The sequence below is a fragment of the Pseudoalteromonas sp. SR44-5 genome (genome assembly GCF_014163675.1).
GTDB classification, from domain to species: Bacteria; Pseudomonadota; Gammaproteobacteria; order Enterobacterales; family Alteromonadaceae; genus Pseudoalteromonas; species Pseudoalteromonas rhizosphaerae.
In genome coordinates, this window is the sequence record NZ_JACJDT010000006.1 from 57897 (window position 1) to 78088 (window position 20192).

A 20192-nucleotide genomic window follows, 5' to 3' on the forward strand; every position below is an offset into this window, starting at 1 on the left:
GATCATTGAGGAAAACACAAATGTTACGCAAAATTACACATGGATTTAGTTATCTTTTAGTCGGCGCAGTACTTTTATCATCACAAAATGTATTGGCTTGGGGACAAAATGGCCACAGAATTGTCGGTAAAATTGCCGAAAATCACATAACAGACGCAACTAAAGCAGAGCTTAAAGAACTTTTAGAAGGGCAAAGCCTAGCGCAAATTGCTACTTGGGCTGATGAAATGCGCTCTGATCCGAGTCCTTTTTGGCAAAAAAAATCTTCTCGTTGGCATTACATCAACGCGCCAAGCAACTCAACTACATTTACTCACAACCACGATGAAAATTTAAATAAAGATAATGTAAGCAACATTCTTGAAGGGATGTATTTTGCCATCGATACACTAAAAAACAAAAACAGCTCAATAGATGCCAAACGTTTTAGCTTACGCTTTCTTGTTCATTTAGTTGGCGATAGCCATCAGCCGTTTCATGCCGGACGTGCAGAAGACAGAGGTGGTAACCGTGTTAACGTTACCTTTTTTGGCCAGCCAACCAACCTGCACTCATTGTGGGACACTAAATTAATCGAAAATGAGAACCTATCATTCACTGAATTCGCGCAGTTTATTGATACTAATAATGCAGAAATAATTGCTGAGTACCTAGCCAGTTCACCAGAACAATGGGTAACAGAGTCACACAATTTAGCTGACAAACTATACAAGCTAAATAATGACGAGATTGGCTTTAGCTACATTTACGAAAACACACCGATTATTAAAACTCGCTTACAACAAGCCGGTATTCGATTAGCAGGATTATTAAATACGTTATTTGATAGTTCAGCAAAACCGTTAGCAAAGGCACTTAAGATGTCAGCTAACACAAACAAGTAATAAACCTTAACTTTCCACGGGAATCAACAAAATGAATAAGCTTCGCCTTTCGAAATTAACTGGGGCTGTGATCCTAGCCTTAGGTGTTTCTACAAGCGTAATGGCAGCAGATACCTCATCCGCTATGCGTGGTAAAATTACTACACCTTCTGGCACTGCAGCTGCAAATGTGAAAATTAAAGTTATTCACCAACCAACTGGCACTGTAAGCGAATTAACAACCAATGAAAGCGGTACCTTTATTGCCAATGGTTTACGTGTTGGCGGCCCTTACACTGTGTTTATTGATTCAGACCAATTTACCGATACCATGCTTGAAAATATATATTTAGAACTGGGCGATACATATCGTCTTAATTCTCAGCTTCAAGCAGCTAACATCGAAAAAATTGAAGTATCAGGCTATAAAATTATTCAGCAATCTGGTGGTTCAAGCAGTACCTTTGGCGAAGATACAATCAATAACATGCCAAGCTTTAACCGTGACATTAAAGATATTGCCCGTCTAAATCCTTTAGCAAGTATCAATGGTAATGGCGAGTTAACTTTTGCGGGGAGCAACCCTCGTACTAACGGTCTAACTGTTGATGGTATTGGTCAAAACGATGACTTTGGTTTAAATTTTGGTGGCTACCCGACGTCTCAACCTCCCGTTTCACTTGACGCAATAGAGCAAGTTTCAGTTGACGTATCGCCTTTTTCAGCTTCTAAAGGTAACTTTGGCGGCGGTACAATAAACGCCGTAACGAAGTCTGGTACTAATGAATTCAAATTTTCAGGTTTCTATGAAACATCTACACCGGATATGGCCGGCGATGTTCAAACAATTAAAGAAGAAGATACTGATAAAGCCGGTTATAAAACTTATTCAACGAATAAAGTAAAACCGATTCAAACTGAACAACGTTTTGGTTTTAATGTCGGTGGCGCAGTTATTAAAGATGAACTATTTTACTTTGTAAACTACGCACAGTGGTCAAGTGAGCAGGATTTAGATTATGGCTTTAAGGATTCTGGTGCTGCAAATGAATTTAAAATAACAGAAGACAGCTACAATCGTTTTATTGCTATTTTAAATGACGAATATGGTTTAACCGATTCATTAGCAGGCGCGCCTGAAGACACCAACAAAAATTTATTAGTTAAACTTAGCTGGAATGCCAGTGATGAGCATCGCCTAGATTTCACATATCAATGGCAAGACGATCAAGCTGAGAAAAATGAGAGTAAAGGTGGAAATAGAGTAGTCTTAAAATCAAATACATATGCATATGTTACTAAGTTTAATAATTTTGCCACTAAACTTTATTCTGATTGGACTGAAGACTTTTCAACAGAGATTGGTATTGCCTATAAAGATGTGACCTCTGACAGTATTACTCGCTCAAACTTAGGTAGCATTACCGTAGAAGAAAATGGCAGAAAGGGCCCTAACTTTAATTTTGGTACTGATAGATATCGCCATGCGAACAAATCTGAAACTGAAAACTTAACACTGACACTTGATGCAACTTATCTAATGGACGAGCACGAGATAAACTTTGGTGCTCAATATGAATCACTTCGTTTATATAACTTGTTTGCTGAAAACTCATTAGGTACATGGAAATTTACTAGTCTAGAAAATTTTGCAAACCGCGAAGTAGGTGCTTATGATTTCTCTTATCAAAATGCGTACACTAATAATTCAGCAGATACCGCCTATGATGTAACTCGTAGTCAATTAGCTTTATATATTGAAGATACCTTTTACTTAAATGATGACTTAGAAGTGACAGCTGGCCTTCGCTATGAGCGCTTATCATCTGATGATAAACCGACTCTTAATGAAAGCTTTCTAAGCACCTATGGTTTTAGTAATCAAGAGAACCTTGATGGTTTAGATATTATTCTACCTCGCGTTGGCTTTAAATATTATGCAACTGAAGCATTAACTATTAACGGTGGAATTGGTCGTTTCCAAGGCGGTATTCCAAATGTCTGGTATAACAACTCATTTCAAAAAGATGGTATTACCCTCGTTTCTGCACCAAATAGTGTAATAAACGACTACTACCAAAATAACCCAGCAGATATCACTCAGGTCCCTGATGTTATTAAAAATTCGTTAGAGCAAGGCGCAGGAAGTACTGCTTACATTGATCCTGATTTCAAGTTACCTTCAAGTATTCGCGCTCAAGTTGGCTTTGAATATGAATTTGATTCTGAACTATTAGGTAATGGCTTTAAATGGCAGGCCGAAATTGCTTACCACAAAAAAGAAAATGAAGCTGTATGGCATAATACCTCTATCCGTCCTATCGGTTTAGCGGCTGACGGCGAGCGTGTAATTAATGAAACCATCTACAGTGGTGCATTGAAAGATAATGTTGATATTGCAATGACTAATTCAACCGACGATGGTCGCTCTATCATTATCTCTACTGGTATTGCTAAAGAATGGGATAACGGTTTATTTGTTTCTGCAAGTTATGCTCATCAAGATGTTACTGAGTCTTCTGTTGGATCAGCGTCGCAAGCCGAAGGTAACTATAAGCACAATATTACTGCTAATCGTAATCAAGATGTGGCAGCACGTGGCTTTTATGAAGTTGAGCATAGTTTCAAAATTAACTTAGGCTACAATGCTGAATTTATTGCCGGTTATGCGACTAAATTTAATATGTATTTTGAACGCCATTCTGGTCGTCCATTTAGTTATACAATGAATATGCATAAAGATGCTCACTTAGGTGACACAAGTTCTTTATTTAGTAGCAGTGCTTATTTGGCCTATATTCCAACGGGTGCTGATGATGCGAATGTCAATTGGGCTGATTCTGAAATGAATTGGGCACAATTAGCAGAGCGTTTAGATCGCGCAGGTATCTCTCAACGTGGCGGCATTATCGGTAAAAATACTGGAACGCAGCCTTGGGTTACCACCATGGACATCAGCATTAAACAAGAAATCCCTGGCTTTGCTAACGGCCATAGTGGCGAGCTATACCTTATGATTGATAATTTCGCTAACCTACTTAATAGCGATTGGGGTATAGAAAAAAGCTTGGGCTATTCAGACCAATCTATTTATGATTTTGGTGGTCTTGATGACCAAGGACGCTATATTATTGATAATAGCTTTGGTGGAGCTGATGTAAGAAACTATAGCCAAATAACGAGCTCATCAACATGGCAAGCTAAGATTGGTATCAGCTACAAGTTCTAATTTTTAAAACTCTATGTAAAACCCGCTTTTAGCGGGTTTTTTTATGCATAAAGCACTGGGTTTCATACTTTTGTCATATTTAATGAGTAAATTGACCCATGGGTACTAAATTGCTCGAAAAACCGCAATTTTGTTCTAAACTACTTTTATTACAAATTTATGTGCAATGTAACTTATTTGTAATGAAATAATAGGGTACAATTTAGCTGCTTGGAAAATCCGAGCAAATTAATACCAAAACTAAAAAATATTACACCTTACACGGGAAATAAATAATGAAAATTCAACTCCGCAAAACAGCACTTTCACTTGCTATCGCAGCTTGTGTTGGCGTAAGTGGCGCAGCGTTTGCAAATGAAACTGCATCATCTGTAAAAGGCCAAATCACAGGTCCAAATGGCAACCCAGCCACTGGTACTCAAATTACTATTATCCACTTACCTTCTGGTTCAACAAAAACAACAACAGTAAATGAACAAGGTAACTTTTCTACAAAAGGTTTACGCGTAGGCGGCCCATATAAAATCATTGTTGATTCTGATAAATATGAAGATACTCAACTTGATGATGTTTATTTAACTCTTGGTCAAACTTACCCAGTAACTGTTGCACTTCGCTCGCAACAAATGGAACAAATCGTTGTTAGTGGCGCACCAATTAGCGCTCAATCAGGCAGCACAGGTCCAGCTGCTTATTTCACTTTAGATGATTTAGAAAACAAACCAGCTATTAACCGTGACTTAAAAGATATTATTCGCGCTGATCCACGTATCTATATCGATGAAACAAACGCTGGTGCTATCAATTGTGGCGGTGGTAACCCACGTTTTAACAGCTTAACTGTTGACGGCGTTCGTATGAACGATAACTTTGGCTTAAACTCAAGTGGTTACCCTACTGAAAGAATGCCTTTCTCGTTTGATTCAATTGCACAAGTTGCAGTAGAACTTGCACCATTTGATGTTCAATACGGTGGTTTTACTTCATGTAACATTAACGCCGTAACAAAGTCAGGTACCAACGAAATCACTGGTGGTTTCTTCTATGATTATACCAATGACTCAATGTCAGGTGACTCAATTGAAGGCGAGAAACAAGAGCTTGGTGATTACTCAGAAAAACGTTACGGCTTTAACGTAGGCCTTCCTCTTATTGAAGATAAGCTATTCTTATTCACTTCTTATGAGAAGCTTGAAGGCGCTGAGATTTTCGAATATACGCCATTTGTAAACAAAAGAATTGACCAAGCAACTATAGATCATATTACCCAAATCGCTAAAGACACGTATAACTATGATCCAGGTACTATGATACCTAGCATGCCCGTTGAAGATGAAAAAATCTTAGTTAAACTAGATTGGAACATAAACGACGAACATCGTGCAAGCTTTGTATATAACTACAATGATGGCTTCTCAATCGCTCAATCGGATGGTGGTTCAAGCAGATTATCTCTGTCTAATCATTTTTATGAACGTGGCGCAAAACTTGAGTCATATGTAACGTCATTATACTCAGATTGGACTAATGATTTCTCAACTGAAGTACGTGTAGGCTATTCAAAACTTGATAACCGTCAAAATTCACTTGATGCAGCATCTGGTTTTGGTGAATTTAATGTGTTTACTGGAAGTGTTAATGTTTACTTAGGTCCAGATGATTCTCGCCAATCAAACGTATTAAGTTATGATAATTTATCACTCAAATTAGGTGGTACATATTACCTTGAAGACCATGAGCTATCATTTGGCTATGAGCGTGAAGAACTCGATGTATATAATTTATTTGTAGCGCATTCGGAAGGGGAATATCAATTCTTTTCAATTAAGGATTTTGAAGAAGGTCTAGCTCGCGTTTATTACGGCAATGCCGAAAGTCAAAACCCTGACGATGCAGCAGGTGAATTTAAGTACGCATTAAATACGTTATACTTCCAAGACAAATTTGATCTAATTGATTATGATGTAACATTTACTGCAGGCCTTCGTTATGATTGGTATACAAGTAACGATAAACCTACCCATAATCAAAACTTTGAAGACCGTTATGGCTATTCGAATAGCCAAAACCTTGATGGGGTTGACTTACTTCAACCACGCTTAGGTGTTAACTGGATATATAATGATCAGTTAGAATTGCGCGGCGGTATTGGCTTATATTCAGGTGGTAACCCTAACGTATGGATTTCTAACAGCTATTCAAACGATGGTGTTCGTAATGTCCAAGTTAATCAAAAAAATATGCAAATCCTTGGTCCGGATGCTGTCGCATTCAATGGCACAGGTCAACCTGGTTACGATATTCCACAAGGCTTATATGATAAAGTAGGTCAAGGTGGCGCAGATGCTCCAGTAAATGTGACAGATCCTAACTTTGAGATTCCATCAGAATGGAAATTCTCACTAGGTGGTACTTATATCACTGAAAGCGATTATGTGTTTAATGTTGATTATCTTTATACCGATAAGCAAGACTCAGCCATTGTTAAAAACATATCGTATAACAAAACTGGCACAGCACCAGATGGTCGCCCTATTTATAATGGTGGTTCTGACTTCTTGCTAACCAATGTTAAAGGTGATGATGCTTACTCGCATATTCTGTCTCTTGCAATGAATAAGTCATTTGATAATGGCATTGACTTTGCTCTTTCTTATGCATATACAGTGTCTAAAGATGTTAACCCGATGACTAGCTCTGTAGCATTTTCTAACTATCATTACGTTGCGGTGTCTGATTCTGAAAACCCAGGTGTGGCAACATCTAACTATGAAATTCCGCACCGCTTTACAATGAGTTTAGCGTATAGCCATGAGTTATTTGATGGTTACGAGACTAAGTTCAACTTATTTGGTCAAGCTCAACAAACCACGCCGTATTCTTATGGTTTTGATGACAACAATAACTATGCTCTTGGATATAATGGTGCTGCGCGGCAATTATTATATGTACCAACACTTGACGACAGCCAAGTTGTGTATGGTGCTGACTTTGATCAAGCAGCCTTTAATGAGTGGGTTGAAAGCGAAGGCCTAACTCGCGGTAAAATCAATAACCGTAATAGTATTGATGGTGATTGGTGGGTTACGTTCGATTTCAAAGTTGAGCAAGAATTTATGGGCTTTACTGATGATCAAAAAGGCTCAGCATACTTTGTTATCAAAAACATCGGTAACATGCTAAATGACGATTGGGGCGTGCTGAAAAGCGGCAGTGCATTACAAAGTGCTGTAACGACTGAAATTGTTAATGGTCAATACGTTTACACCAGCTTTAATGATCCAGCAGGTGCAAGTGTGGAAACTAAGCCGTCACTTTGGGAAATGCGTGTAGGTGTTAAATACACATTCTAATTTGCTAAGGTAACTTACAAATTAAATTAATTTTAAAGCCCATCTTTTGATGGGCTTTTTGTTTTATTCATCTAATTTACTAGTTAACTTATCTAAACAACTAAGCAAGGTTTGATACTCGGCTTGAGTTAAAACATCCAACAGATTCTTCTCCCACGCTATAGCAGCTGAGGCTAATTGCTGATACAAGCCCAACCCTTGCTCACTCAACGCTAACAAGCTGGCGCGTTTATCTGCTGGATCGATTAAGCTCACTACATAGTGTTTATCTATCAATCCCTTAATAGCCCGCGATACCGTGGATTTATCCATTGCTGCTTGCTCGCACAATGCTTTCGCGTTGCTTTGTCCAAACTGGGCTAAATTAAACAAAATACGCCACTGAGGAATGCTTAAATCACTTTGTTGTTGATACACGGGTGCAAACTGTTCACTCATTTTACTGGCTAAGTTAGCCAGACGATAAGGTAAAAATGTCTCTAAATCGAGAGCCATAACGGCTATGTCCTGTTAATTTACAATCATGTTTAAGTGTCCATAAATATGTACAGTGGCAAAAAGCATGATGTTTGAATTTAGTCTCACTTGAGAGTATCTTACAGTAAAACATAAAGGAGTCGAGTGATGACCAGCGAATTAAAATATATGACAGGATTTGGCAATGAGTTTGAAACCGAAGCTCTGCCTGGCGCATTGCCTATTGGGCAGTTTAGCCCGCAAAAAGTAAAATACGATTTATACGCTGAACAATTTAGTACCACCGCATTTACCGCGCCGCGTGCTGATAACCGCCGCACTTGGATGTACCGTATTCGCCCATCGGTTGTCCAAAGTGATTACAGCGCAATTGATAACGGTTTAATTCGCACCGCTCCAATTACCGAAGTCCCAACTCCACCTACTATGCTTCGTTGGGATCCAATTGATATTCCAACCACGCCAACCGATTTCATTGATGGTTTGATCACTATGGCTGCAAACGGCAGCGCCAATGGCCAAACAGGAATTGGCATCCATGTTTATGTAGCGAATAAATCAATGACTGATCGTTATTTTTATAATGCCGACGGCGAAATGTTATTTGTGCCGCAGCAAGGTCAGTTACTGCTGAAAACAGAATGTGGTAATTTAACGGTTAAAGCGGGTGAAATCGCAGTGATCCCGCGTGGCATTAAATTCCAAGTCGTTTTGCTCTGTGATACTGCTCGTGGTTATATCTGTGAAAATTATGGTCATGCTTATGTGTTAGCTGAGCGCGGCCCAGTGGGAGCCAACGGCTACGCTAACGACCGTGATTTTCAATACCCTGTTGCTGCCTTTGAAGATAAAGAAGGTGAGTTTGAGTTGGTTGCTAAGTTCAACGGTAATATGTTCCGCTGTGATATAGGCCACTCCCCTTTAGATGTTGTAGCCTGGACGGGCAACAGTGCACCCTATAAATATGATTTAGCACGTTTTAATGTAATGAATACAGTGAGCTTTGATCATCCGGATCCGTCTATCTTCACAGTACTGACATCCCCGTCAGGCACAGAAGGTGTTGCTAATATTGATTTTGCAATTTTTCCTCCACGCTGGATGGTGGCTGAAAACACCTTCCGCCCACCCTATTATCACCGCAATATTATGAGTGAATTTATGGGCTTAATTGAAGGCGTGTACGATGCCAAAGAGCACGGCTTTGTACCAGGAGGCATGAGTTTACATAATTGTATGTCACCGCATGGCCCAGAAGCTGATGTATTTGAAAAGGCCTCTAACGCAGAGCTTGAACCGCAACGCTACGAAAATACCCTCGCGTTTATGTTTGAATCACGTTACGTTATTTCACCAACAAAATACGCATTACAAGGCAAAGAGCGCCAACCTAACTACACTGACTGCTGGCGTACTATTAAAAAACACTACAGTGGCCCACAAGGATAATTGAACCATGAAACTTTATACATATTTTCGTTCATCTGCCGCATATCGCGTGCGTATTGCGCTTAATTTAAAAAATATTCAGCATGAGTTAGTAACTGTTAACTTACTAAAATCTGAGCAACAAGCACCTGAATACCTAGATAAAAACCCGCAAGGGTTATTACCTGCGCTGGAAACCAATGACGGTGTACTCGCACAATCGATGGCAATTTTAGAATACCTTGAAGAAACACACCCCGACACACCACTATTATTTGGTGATGCCTGGCAAAAAGCCCAGATCCGTAATTTATGTTATGCCATTGCCTGCGATATTCATCCTATTGATAACCTACGGGTACTGAAATATTTAAGTGGTGAACTTGGTGCTGACGATGCAATCAAAAATACCTGGTATCGTCATTGGGTAGAGGTTGGTTTTGAAAAAATTGAACAGCTACTTGATCATACAAATGAATATTGTGTGGGTGATAAACCTAGCCTTGCTGATGTGTGTTTAGTGCCGCAAGTATTTAATGCTTATCGTTTTAACGTCGATATGACTGCGTATCCGAAAATAGCAGCCATTTATGAACGTTGTAACAAGCTTGATGCATTTATTGATGCTGCACCACAAAACCAACCGGATGCAGCCTGATATTTTTTAATTACCCAACGCACTGTGTAGCACGGTTACGTGCTCTATCAGATCTAAGCCCAGATCGGTTAAGTAACCGCCATCTGGGCTATCTATAATACCTTTATCAAACAATCGTTGTGCCGCGCTTAATAAGCTTTCATCAGCATCACTATGTAACTTAATACCTTGCATTTTACTGGTTAATGGAAATTTTGCTAACAGTGTAAATTCGTCAATCATCGTTTGTTTAAATTGCATGTGTTCACCTTGTCTTTAGAAAATTATTTTTGTGGATTTTACCCTAACACATTTTATGGCCAAGTCACCCTAAAACCCTAAGTGGGCTGGTTTAAACGCATTTAATTGCAACTGAAACTAGTATTTTGGGGTAACTTAGGTATAAGCTTAGTGTAGTTATTTTTTAATGCAAAGGCTAAATATGCGAATTATAACGATTATAGGCATCTGTTTTATCAGTGTAATTTACTCGGCTAATAGTTTCAGTAATAATCAAAAACCAGCCTTGTTTCTTGACGCAAAAAATAAAGTTAGCGAGCAGCAACTATGTTGGTTTGAAGATCAACGCTACAGTGAAGGTGCGATTATTTTAATGGCTAATGTGCGGGTGATCTGTGCAGCAAAAAACCCTCATCACAATAATAGCGCGTTAAATTGGTTAATGCTCAACGAGCAAAATGAAATTATTTACCCAACCGCCCCTAAAACAATTCGCGTTAATTAATAGAATTGGTATCAACGCACAGTTACGTTACAATAGCAGCGACTTTTATCAAGCAATAGTGACTTATGAATCAGCAAGCAAACAACCCGTTACATGGCATTACACTCGAACAAATAGTAGTAAAACTCGAGCAAACACTTGGCTGGAAAGCAATGGGTGAGCATGTTGATATTCGCTGTTTTAAATCTGACCCAAGTGTAAAATCGAGCCTTAAATTTTTACGTAAAACACCTTGGGCGCGTACCAAGGTCGAGCAGTTATACCTCGATAACTGTGTCGATGCACAACCGCAAAACAGCGGTTTTGTGTGGCCTAGTATTAAAAAGAAGTAACAGCCATTGCGCGTTATAGCTTATAACGCGCAACAAGTTCAGTTACTCGACCTGCTCTGCACAGATCACCGCCAGTGATTGCGGAGTAATTTCAATGATCAATTTATCAGCACTTTTAACTTCACCATCAAGTACATATTTTATTTCCTGAGTCGCCGATATTGCAACGCGGCGCGCATTGGTATGATGTGAATTAATCGCAAAATGTGCTTGGGTAATACTGCTAAATACCAGCTCAGCAATACTTAATACATTGGCTGATGCGTCTTGGTTTGGAGTGAGCCAATTAACATCGAGCAAGCCATCGTAATGATCTGGCTGTCCCCCACCTTGCGCTAGTAAAGTAGTAAAAGGTGCAGCATTAGCGACAATTAAACTATTGGTATGTATTTGCTGCGGCTCGTTATCATCTAGCTGTACGGTGAAATCTTGGGCTTTTTGTTCACCCAAAGCTTGCCAGAAGCCCTGTAAATATGCGAACTGACCAAGCTCATTTTTAGTATCCCGATCGGCTTTTTCAATCATGTGTTGTTCAAAGCCAATCCCTGCTAACAACAACATCAACTCACCATTGCAATATGCTGTATCCATTTGCTTGGTTTGCCCTTCAATAATCAAATCACATGCTACTTCCACAGGGATCAACTTTGACTTAATTCCCATTAACACATGTGCTAGAGCATTGGCCGTGCCAAATGGGATAATACCTAATTTACAGTCTGTGTTTACCAAAACACTTGCCACTTCTGCCACTGTGCCATCGCCGCCGCAGGCGATGATCATATCTGGTTTATCAGCTATCGCTTGTTTGGCCAACACAATCCCATTTTGCTCGACTGATGTGATCATCACTTTTAAGTTATAATAAGCAGATAAACGCGCAACAATTAAATGCTCTTTTTGCTGCCATAACTTAGTGCCGGAAACTGGATTAGCAATTAATACCGCTTTATTTTTGATTAATAACTCACCCTTTTTATGGCGTTTAACTAGTTGACGCAGTTGGTGTTTATTTAAATTAGCGGTTTCGCGTGTTTCTTTTATTTGCGCAAGCACTTGATGTACATCAGCCTCCTTATTTTGACTGAGTAAATAAGCCGCCATCACAAACACTGAACGACCACGACCCAACGCACAATGCACCACCACACGACGATTATCTTTAATATGATGGGCAATCCAGTTAATCGCTTGATTAAGCTGCGAACGTGTTGGGACTCGATGATCAAGCACTGGGATATTTAAATAGTTTATGTTTTCTTGTGTTGATGACCATTCAAGTCCATCAAATTCACAGGTTACATCTAAAATCGCGGTAATACCGTTATCTTTTAAAGTATCTATATCTGAAGGGAATAAGCGACAGGCTAAAAATAAGTGTTCGTTAATTTGTTGTAATGGCGGTACTTTATCGTGCTTTCGGCTCCACGCGTTATAAACTTGTGCCCCCAATAAAAAAGGTATGAAAGCCCAACGAATGTAAAACGGGATAACACCGTTTTCTCGTTTACGAAAAATTTTTGCAATATTAAAAAAATAGGCACCGCTTACCAGTAATAGAGATAAAGCCGTCCAATAGAATAGCAGCGAAAAATAGCTAGGACTAACCTGCCACCCCATAATGATAAATACAATTGCCAGTAATAAGTAACTTATTGCGGCCCACATAAACGCTCCTTTTGTCGTTAGTTATACCCAAACAGAAATGCAATCTATGCGCCACTAATAAAATTTCACAGAAATAAATATTCATATATATTTCATAGCATTAAGATATCAACTGATTAGTTTAGTGATACTTCCTGTGTTTACATACGTTATTTTTACACACCTTTGCAGCTAACTTACACAGTTGAAAGTATAGATTATTAAATAATTTAGACCATAAAAAAGCCTAGGTTATAAATAACCTAGGCTTTTTATAAAAACATATCGTTTAACTTTACACGTCGATTTTGGTTAACCAGCCATGGGTGTCTGGTGCTTTACCCCATTGAATATCGTTAAGGGCTTGGCGCAAACGCATTGTCGTTGGCCCTGCTTCACCACTGCCCACTTTGTATTCTTTATCATTATGAATAAAAGTACCCACTGGGGTTAATACCGCAGCAGTGCCAGATAAAGCAGCTTCAGTACCCGGTTTTGCAGCACGCTCAAGTAATTCAGTGACTGTAAAATTGCGCTCGGATACTGTCATACCTAAATCTTTAGCTATGGTTAAAATACTGCTGCGCGTCACGCCATGTAAAAAGGTGCTATCTAGCGCTTTAGTAATAATTTCATTACCATCAATTAAAATAAAGTTTGCGGCACCAGTTTCTTGTACATCACCGCCTGGGCAGAATAGAATTTGGTCGGCTTGATGTTGCAAGCGTGCTGCCGTAATGGGTGCTAATGCACTAGCGTAGTTACCACCACTTTTGATCATACCCATGTGCGGGGCACAGCGCATACCATCTTCTTCTAGTAATACTCGCAGCGCAGTCGCGCCACCAGCAAAGTAATCACCCACAGGTGATAATAGCACATACAATAATGAACTTAATGACGGCACAGCCGCTTTACCAATGGCAGCTTCAGTACCGATATGAGTTGGACGAATATACATAGAGCCCGGTGGTAACGGCGTTTCATCAGCATACTGGCGGACAATATCAATGATCATTTTTTCAAGCTTGGCTCCATCAACTTCAGGTAAGCTTAATAAATGCGAGCTTTGTTTCATGCGGGCAATGTTAGCGTCCATGCGGAAAATATAGACTGAGCCGTCTTCATGGCGAAATGCTTTTAACCCCTCAAAACATGTACTTGAATAGTGAAGAACATGTGCACCAGCATGAAGTTCAATTTTATCTGACGGAACAACAGAGCTTTCGCTCCAAGCGTTATCAGTAAAACGTGCTTGAATCATCTGCGGCATAAATACGGTACCGAATGCGGCCATTTTAATCTCTCTTATGTGGTCTACTTTTACCCCATTGTATGACATTCATGCACTGTTTAACCATAACTAAAACAAGGCATTTATTGGAAGTAACAGGATTTTTTGCAATTTCGTCAGTATTTAACTTTGGTAGGTCCTATTATTCTGCTTTGCGGCGTCATTTCCAGCTCTCTAAACGATGAATGTAGGACTGCAGTCTCAGATATAAAACTGATCGCCGCAACTTGATAAGCCGTATTTTACTGCTAGGCTAACTGGTGGAAAAGCATGAAAATAATGATAAGCACCCATCATTTAGTTGGTTTTTTGCATCCATTTTACATCATCATACGTTTACTAACTGACAATAATAATAGGAACTCTATGGAAACCGACGAATTATTACCTCTACTAAGTGCAACCGCGCAGGGCAATAAACAGGCATTTGCTAAATTGTATAATGCCACAAGCGCAAAGCTGTTTGCGATCAGCTTAAAAATGTTAGGCAATCGTGCTCATGCCGAGGAAGCGCTGCAAGATGCATTTGTGAAAATTTGGCACAATGCATCTGATTATCAAGTAACCAAAGGCACAGTGATCAGCTGGATGATCAGCATTGTTCGTTATCGTAGCTTAGACTCTTTGCGCTATCACAAAGTGCGTAAAGAGCAATCCTTAGATGACGACTCTGCAATCTCAGATGATTTAACTGACTCACCTTTAGCTATTGATTACGAAGATAAAAGTAAACTCGTTGATTGTATAGAGCAACTAGATGAACAGCAAAAACAAGCGATCCACTTAGCCTACTACAAAGGCTTGACTCACAGTGAGTTAGTTGATCATATTGATACTCCGCTTGGCACAGTAAAAAGCTGGATCAGACGCGGCCTGCAACAGTTGCAAAGGTGCTTAACGTTATGAATTATGACAATCAAAAACTTATCGATATGTTGGCGGCTGAATACGTGTTAGGGACCTTAAAAGGCTCTGCTCGTAAACGCTTTCAACGTTTAATGCTCTCATCAAATCGTGTTCGAGAAGCAACCTGGATGTGGGAGCAACATTTAAATAATTTAGCCAGCTCAATTAAATCTGTGCCGCCAGATAGCCACGTTTGGGAAGCAATTTCACAGCGTATTGACCCACAGCAAGCAGTGGTACCAAACAATGTTATTCAACCTAAAACAAGTATTTGGCAAGCGTGGTCGTTAATTGCTACCGCAGCAAGTATCGTATTAGCTTTGATTATTTGGCAGCCACAAACGCCTGTCGGGCAAAACACTCAGCAAATTGCGCTATTTAAAGATGCCAGCGAAAAACCATTATGGTTTATCGATATCAACGAACAAGGTTTATCAATAAAAGCCAGCGACAAATTGACCGCCAGAACTGATAAGGATTATGAACTGTGGATGATATTAAAAGGTCAAGATGCACCTATTTCGTTGGGCCTTTTACCAAAAGATGGCGTTAAATCGCTATTAAAAGACTCACGTTTCAACGCGCAAGATATCGCATTACTTGCCATAAGTTTAGAACCTATTGGAGGCTCACCAACAGGCTCTCCCACCGAAGTACTTTACACAACTGAGTTAATTTTACTGTAAGTAAACCAACAACACGCAATAAAAAGCCAGCAAAAGCTGGTTTTTTATTCCATTAAATTCAACGAGGTAATTTTAAATATACATTTCATTAATATTTTTTACTTTTTATTGCATCCAATGGTAATTGCTTTGCGTATTAGTAGTGACCACTATCTAAAACTAAAGGACAAAGTCATGAAAGCTTTAACTCCCTCAATATTAGCAGTTGTAGTATGTAGTACCTTAGTAAGCGTCCCATCAGAGGCGTCAAGTCACCGTGAAGCTCCAAATATCAGTCGCTTCCCGACTTTAGATTCAACAGATTTTTATGCATTTAACAGTTATGAACAAGGCCGTGGTGATTATGTCACCCTGATTGCAAACTATATTCCATTGCAAGATGGCTATGGCGGACCTAACTATTTTGCCATGGATCCTGATGCAACCTACAGCATCCATATTGATAACGATGGCGATGCGATTGAAGATATTAGCTTCGCCTTTAACTTCAAAAGTATGCTGCCTAATGACAATCAAGGTGTTGCATTAACCGTTGGCCCTGAAGGCAACCAACGTACTGTTGCTGTACCACTCAAAAATGTTGGTGGTGTTGCAGCTGGCAATAATGCCGCAGTTAACTTTAGCGAATCATACACTATGACGATGATCGCTGGTGATCAGCGTACAGGTAGCAAAACCATGCTAACTAATACCATGACCAGCAGTAATGAATTCCACAAGCCACTTGATTATATTGGCGATAAAACGTTTTCATCAATGGATGGTTATAAAAGCTACGCAGCGCAATTTGTATATCAAGTAGCGATCCCAGGCTGTGACGGTATGGCAAAAGTATTTGTTGGCCAACGTAAAGACCCATTCGTAGTGAACCTAGGCAAAACCTTTGACTTAGTGAACTATGTGCCGGTAGAAGGCGACAGTGCGCCGGGCGCAGGTGATGGCGCGGGCTTCCCTGGAGGCATTACACAATCGGCAGATAATGATGACTTAGCAGATAAAAATGTGACCGCAATTGCTATCGAAGTACCTAAAAGCTGTGTAGTTGGTAATGGCAACGGCACTATTGGTACATGGACTACAGCAAGCTTACCGCAGGCGCGTATTCTAAACCCGAATGCTAAATTTGCTAACAATGCAGTAAACGGTGGTGCGCTTACTCAAGTATCTCGTTTAGGTAATCCACTTGTTAATGAGTTGGTAATTGGTTTAAAAGACAAAGATACCTTCTCAAGTTCACAGCCTAAAGACGATGCTCAATTTATTGATTATGTTACCCACCCTTCTTTACCAGAGCTTTTAAATATTCTGTTTAAAGATGCGGTTAATACCACCTTAGGGGCAAATCTAGCGACCCTTGCACCAACGAATTTTCCACGTAATGACTTAGTAACTGCATTTCTAACTGGTTTCCCGGGCGTTAATCAATTAGCCACTGTTACAGGTGCTGAAATGTTACGTTTAAACACAGCAATTGCAGCTAAAGCACAGGCAGATCAATCAGCATTTGGTGTTGCTGGTGATGATTTAGCCGGTTTCCCAAATGGCCGTCGTCCTGGTGATGATGTAGTTGATATTGCGCTACGTGTGGTAATGGGTCGCTTATGCTACCCAATTCCAGTAAATGGCACAAATACTGATTTAGGCCTGTGTACATCTGATGATGCCAGTGTAGGTAACGTACCATTTACCGATGGTGCACCAGTGAACGCTACGATGATGGATGCAAGCTTTCCATATCTAGCAACTCCACTTGCAGGGTCTAAATAAGGAGAACACTCATGCAACATTTTAAATTATCACATCTTGGGTTATTGCTTGCTGCGCTTACACTCAGCGGCTGTAGCAATGATGACGACCATAACACCGTCGAGATACCACCGATGGTAAATAAAGCACCTACAGCAACAGCTGATATGGTAACCACACAAACCGAAGTTGTAATTGAAGACATGCTACAAGGTTCTGATCCTGAAGGAGATACTCTTACCTTCAGTCTGGTTACTGAGCCAATGCTAGGCATGGTAGTGGTTAATAGTGATGGTAGTTACACCTATACGCCGAACCTTGAAACTACTGGCTCTGATAGCTTTACCTTTGCAGTCAGTGATGGGGTAAACAGCCAAGTTACTGCGATGGTTGATATCACTATTGAAGCACTTGAAGTCGATTTTGCACTACTAGGCCGTGCAGCATTTAACCAAGCGGCTACCGATAAGCCACTGAGTGTGAACGGCCGTACATTCACAAATGCGGATGAAAATGCCACATTTGACGATTTGTTAGGTAACAACTAAATCACACAATAATACTTGCAGGCCATGGATGGCCTTTTTAAGGAGAATGCTATGATCACCCGTGCTTTTACTTACCTTTGTTTATTGATCTCAGTTAATGCAGGGGCTGAACCTTATACGCCAGCAGATGACGAGATCATCGCAAAAGCCCGCGCAATAAATACCGCACACCTTAATCAAGACGAATTAATGACGTTACTGATAAATAGCCAACAAGTAGGTCAAACTGAGCTTCGCCAAGGCTTATTAAAAAACCAGTTACAGCAGCGCTATGCGCAATCTCCCACACCACAAATTGGCTACATGTATGCACGCGTTTTACAACGTGAACATCAATTTTCAGCAGCCTTAGCAATCACCGATGCAGTACTAAAACGCGATCCTAACCATGTTAACACCCATCTATTACGCGCCAATATGCTAATGGTTCAAGGTGACTTTAAAGCCGCTAAACAACAATGCTTAAAACTCTTGGGTCTAACAGCAATGGATGTAATTAATACCTGTACATTTGATGTACTAAGCCAAGACGGTCAATTAGCACAAAGTTATCAAAGTTTAGCGAACAGTATTACAAGTAATAAACAAAGCGATGATACCCGCCATGTATTGGCTGAAATGGCACTGAGACTCAATAAACCCGATGAAGCGCTCGCTCATATCCAGTCATTGCCATTAAAAACAGCCCCCGTCAGCCTTGTAGTGTTATGGGCAGATATTTATTTAGCGCAAGGGAATTATCAAAAAGTGCTAAACACTTTGCCTGCACTGGTAAATGATCAACAAAATTTAGAAGATGCCTTGTTGCTGCGCTTGGCAATTGCAGAGCAACACTACAACGATACCTCGCTGAAACAATGGCAAAATTTAATGGCGCAAAGAGTGGCGCTGCGTGAATTACGTCAAGACCGTTTTCATGCCAGTGATTTAGCTCACTATTATTTAGACATCAATAAACAGCCAGAAAAAGCCCTATACTGGGCAAAAATAAATTGGCAACAAGCTAAGCTTGATGCCGATCACCAATTACTTACACGTGCGCAAGGAGCCTCTTTATGAACGCATTTGTAACTGCGTTTTTTTGTAACCTGTGTTTATTTTTCATGTTACAAGGAACAGCTCAAGCACACCAATTAAGTACCAGCTATATTAATTTAAACGCAACCGATGACAGCCATTTTACGGGTAGTTGGCAAATCAACGTTGCCGATTTAGAGCAACAGGTGGCGTTTGATTTAAACCAAGATGGGGCTATAGCATGGCATGAGATCAGTGCAAAACATAGCGCCATAAGTGATTTTGTCCTGACCTCACTGACAGTAACATCAGCGGACAAGCAAGCATGTACGCTTACCAGCGACGCTCCGTTGCAGCTTGATAGTCATTTTAATCAACCCTATGTAGTTGTTCAATTGCAATTATCCTGCCCAGCTCTGGGCACCAACCACAGCGCCATAGCATTTCATTATCAGGCATTTTTCGATACTGATGCCAATCATAAAGCAATTGTCACTATCAATGATCAAACTCGTGTGATGAGTAAAAATAATACCCTTCAAACTTTTGATTTTACTAAAAGCAGTTACCTCACCACTTTTAATCAATATGTTTACCAAGGAGTGCTGCATATTTGGCTCGGACTTGACCATATCTTATTTTTAATTGCATTGTTGCTTACCTGTGTATTAGTAAAAAAATCAGCAAAATGGCAAGGTGTAGAATCAAAAGTCACGATCTTCAAACACACCGCATGGATAGTTACCGCATTTACTTTGGCGCATTCAATCACTCTGACCGCCACTGCAATGCAATTAGTTACACCTAACAGTCGCTGGGTAGAACTGGGGATCGCTATATCTGTGTTGTTTGCAGCTCTTAACAATATTTGGCCATTAGTTGTGCGTTTAGGCTGGGTCACATTCGCTTTTGGTTTATTACATGGCATGGGCTTTGCGAGTGTATTAGGTGAATTAGGGCTATCCAGTGACTATCAATTACTCAGCGTGCTAGCATTTAATTTAGGTGTAGAGATAGGCCAACTGGCTATATTAGCAGTTACATTACCAGTCCTTATTTGGGCAAGAAACTATCACTGGTATCAAAAATGGGTGATGCCTGCAGGCTCACTCGCCATCGCGATCATCGCGCTCCAGTGGTCAATAGAACGGATTTGAGGGTATTGATTTATAGCTGAAATCAACAAATTAATTGTAAAATTCACTGTGTAAGTTGCTATCATTGAATCCTTAAAGGATCATCTCTATGTACAAAACGTTGAGATATTAAACAATGGTTTTAGGA

General features: G+C 40.0%; 17 protein-coding genes. 13 read left to right on the forward strand and 4 right to left on the reverse strand.

Annotated elements, in window-relative coordinates; translation table 11 throughout:
- Positions 1 to 20: 20 nt before the first annotated feature.
- The 3 genes from H5154_RS04955 to H5154_RS04965 all read left to right on the forward strand — a co-directional run bounded on the left by H5154_RS04955 (position 21) and on the right by H5154_RS04965 (position 7445).
- Positions 21 to 884, forward strand: coding sequence for a S1/P1 nuclease (locus H5154_RS04955; RefSeq protein WP_182717581.1), 864 nt, complete (start codon positions 21 to 23; stop codon positions 882 to 884).
- A 31-nt stretch (positions 885 to 915) separates the two neighbouring features.
- Positions 916 to 4092, forward strand: coding sequence for a TonB-dependent receptor (locus H5154_RS04960; RefSeq protein WP_182717582.1), 3177 nt, complete (start codon positions 916 to 918; stop codon positions 4090 to 4092).
- A gap of 275 nt (positions 4093 to 4367) precedes the next feature.
- A complete protein-coding gene (locus H5154_RS04965; protein ID WP_182717583.1) occupies positions 4368 to 7445 on the forward strand; it encodes a carboxypeptidase regulatory-like domain-containing protein in 3078 nt (1025 codons plus the stop codon).
- Between the two features lie 63 nt (positions 7446 to 7508).
- On the opposite strand, the gene H5154_RS04970 is transcribed toward H5154_RS04965, so the two are convergent.
- A complete protein-coding gene (locus H5154_RS04970) occupies positions 7509 to 7940 on the reverse strand; it encodes a MarR family winged helix-turn-helix transcriptional regulator (protein WP_182717584.1) in 432 nt (143 codons plus the stop codon).
- A gap of 129 nt (positions 7941 to 8069) precedes the next feature.
- Here H5154_RS04970 and hmgA point away from each other — a divergent pair, with 129 nt between their 5' ends.
- Both hmgA and maiA read left to right on the forward strand, forming a co-directional pair.
- Complete coding sequence (hmgA, locus tag H5154_RS04975) at positions 8070 to 9371, forward strand: homogentisate 1,2-dioxygenase (protein WP_182717585.1); 1302 nt, start codon at positions 8070 to 8072, stop codon at positions 9369 to 9371.
- 7 nt (positions 9372 to 9378) lie between these two features.
- On the forward strand, positions 9379 to 10008 hold the full coding sequence (maiA, locus tag H5154_RS04980) for a maleylacetoacetate isomerase (RefSeq protein ID WP_182717586.1): 630 nt from the start codon (positions 9379 to 9381) through the stop codon (positions 10006 to 10008).
- A gap of 6 nt (positions 10009 to 10014) precedes the next feature.
- On the opposite strand, the gene H5154_RS04985 is transcribed toward maiA, so the two are convergent.
- Positions 10015 to 10248: a TIGR02647 family protein gene (locus tag H5154_RS04985; protein WP_145234371.1), complete on the reverse strand. Its 234-nt coding sequence runs from the start codon at positions 10246 to 10248 to the stop codon at positions 10015 to 10017.
- Positions 10249 to 10429: 181 nt separating this feature from the next.
- On the opposite strand from H5154_RS04985, the gene H5154_RS04990 reads away from it, so the two are divergent.
- The gene (locus H5154_RS04990) at positions 10430 to 10732 is read left to right on the forward strand and encodes a DUF1496 domain-containing protein (RefSeq protein ID WP_182717587.1); all 303 of its coding nucleotides are present in this window, start codon (positions 10430 to 10432) and stop codon (positions 10730 to 10732) included.
- 65 nt (positions 10733 to 10797) lie between these two features.
- Positions 10798 to 11064, forward strand: a complete 267-nt coding sequence (locus H5154_RS04995) for a VF530 family DNA-binding protein (protein WP_145234376.1) — start codon at positions 10798 to 10800, stop codon at positions 11062 to 11064.
- Between the two features lie 42 nt (positions 11065 to 11106).
- On the opposite strand, the gene H5154_RS05000 is transcribed toward H5154_RS04995, so the two are convergent.
- Entirely contained in the window at positions 11107 to 12732 is a 1626-nt protein-coding gene (locus H5154_RS05000) for a diacylglycerol kinase family protein (protein ID WP_182717588.1), read from the reverse strand.
- A 274-nt stretch (positions 12733 to 13006) separates the two neighbouring features.
- The gene (locus tag H5154_RS05005) at positions 13007 to 14008 is read right to left on the reverse strand and encodes a branched-chain amino acid aminotransferase (RefSeq protein ID WP_182717589.1); all 1002 of its coding nucleotides are present in this window, start codon (positions 14006 to 14008) and stop codon (positions 13007 to 13009) included.
- 363 nt (positions 14009 to 14371) lie between these two features.
- On the opposite strand from H5154_RS05005, the gene H5154_RS05010 reads away from it, so the two are divergent.
- The 6 genes from H5154_RS05010 to H5154_RS05035 all read left to right on the forward strand — a co-directional run bounded on the left by H5154_RS05010 (position 14372) and on the right by H5154_RS05035 (position 20065).
- On the forward strand, positions 14372 to 14911 hold the full coding sequence (locus tag H5154_RS05010; protein WP_182717590.1) for a sigma-70 family RNA polymerase sigma factor: 540 nt from the start codon (positions 14372 to 14374) through the stop codon (positions 14909 to 14911).
- Positions 14908 to 15597, forward strand: a complete 690-nt coding sequence (locus H5154_RS05015) for an anti-sigma factor domain-containing protein (protein ID WP_149979977.1) — start codon at positions 14908 to 14910, stop codon at positions 15595 to 15597. The genes H5154_RS05010 and H5154_RS05015 overlap by 4 nt, the downstream gene beginning before the upstream one ends.
- A 174-nt stretch (positions 15598 to 15771) precedes the next feature.
- On the forward strand, positions 15772 to 17364 hold the full coding sequence (locus H5154_RS05020) for a DUF4331 domain-containing protein (RefSeq protein WP_149979976.1): 1593 nt from the start codon (positions 15772 to 15774) through the stop codon (positions 17362 to 17364).
- An 11-nt stretch (positions 17365 to 17375) separates the two neighbouring features.
- Positions 17376 to 17891 carry an Ig-like domain-containing protein gene (locus H5154_RS05025; RefSeq protein ID WP_149979975.1) on the forward strand — a complete coding sequence of 172 codons (516 nt, stop codon included), beginning with the start codon at positions 17376 to 17378 and terminating at the stop codon, positions 17889 to 17891.
- 51 nt (positions 17892 to 17942) lie between these two features.
- The gene (locus tag H5154_RS05030) at positions 17943 to 18950 is read left to right on the forward strand and encodes a hypothetical protein (protein ID WP_182717591.1); all 1008 of its coding nucleotides are present in this window, start codon (positions 17943 to 17945) and stop codon (positions 18948 to 18950) included.
- Positions 18947 to 20065 carry a HupE/UreJ family protein gene (locus tag H5154_RS05035; protein ID WP_182717592.1) on the forward strand — a complete coding sequence of 373 codons (1119 nt, stop codon included), beginning with the start codon at positions 18947 to 18949 and terminating at the stop codon, positions 20063 to 20065. Before H5154_RS05030 ends, H5154_RS05035 begins: the two co-directional genes overlap by 4 nt.
- Positions 20066 to 20192 lie beyond the last annotated feature (127 nt).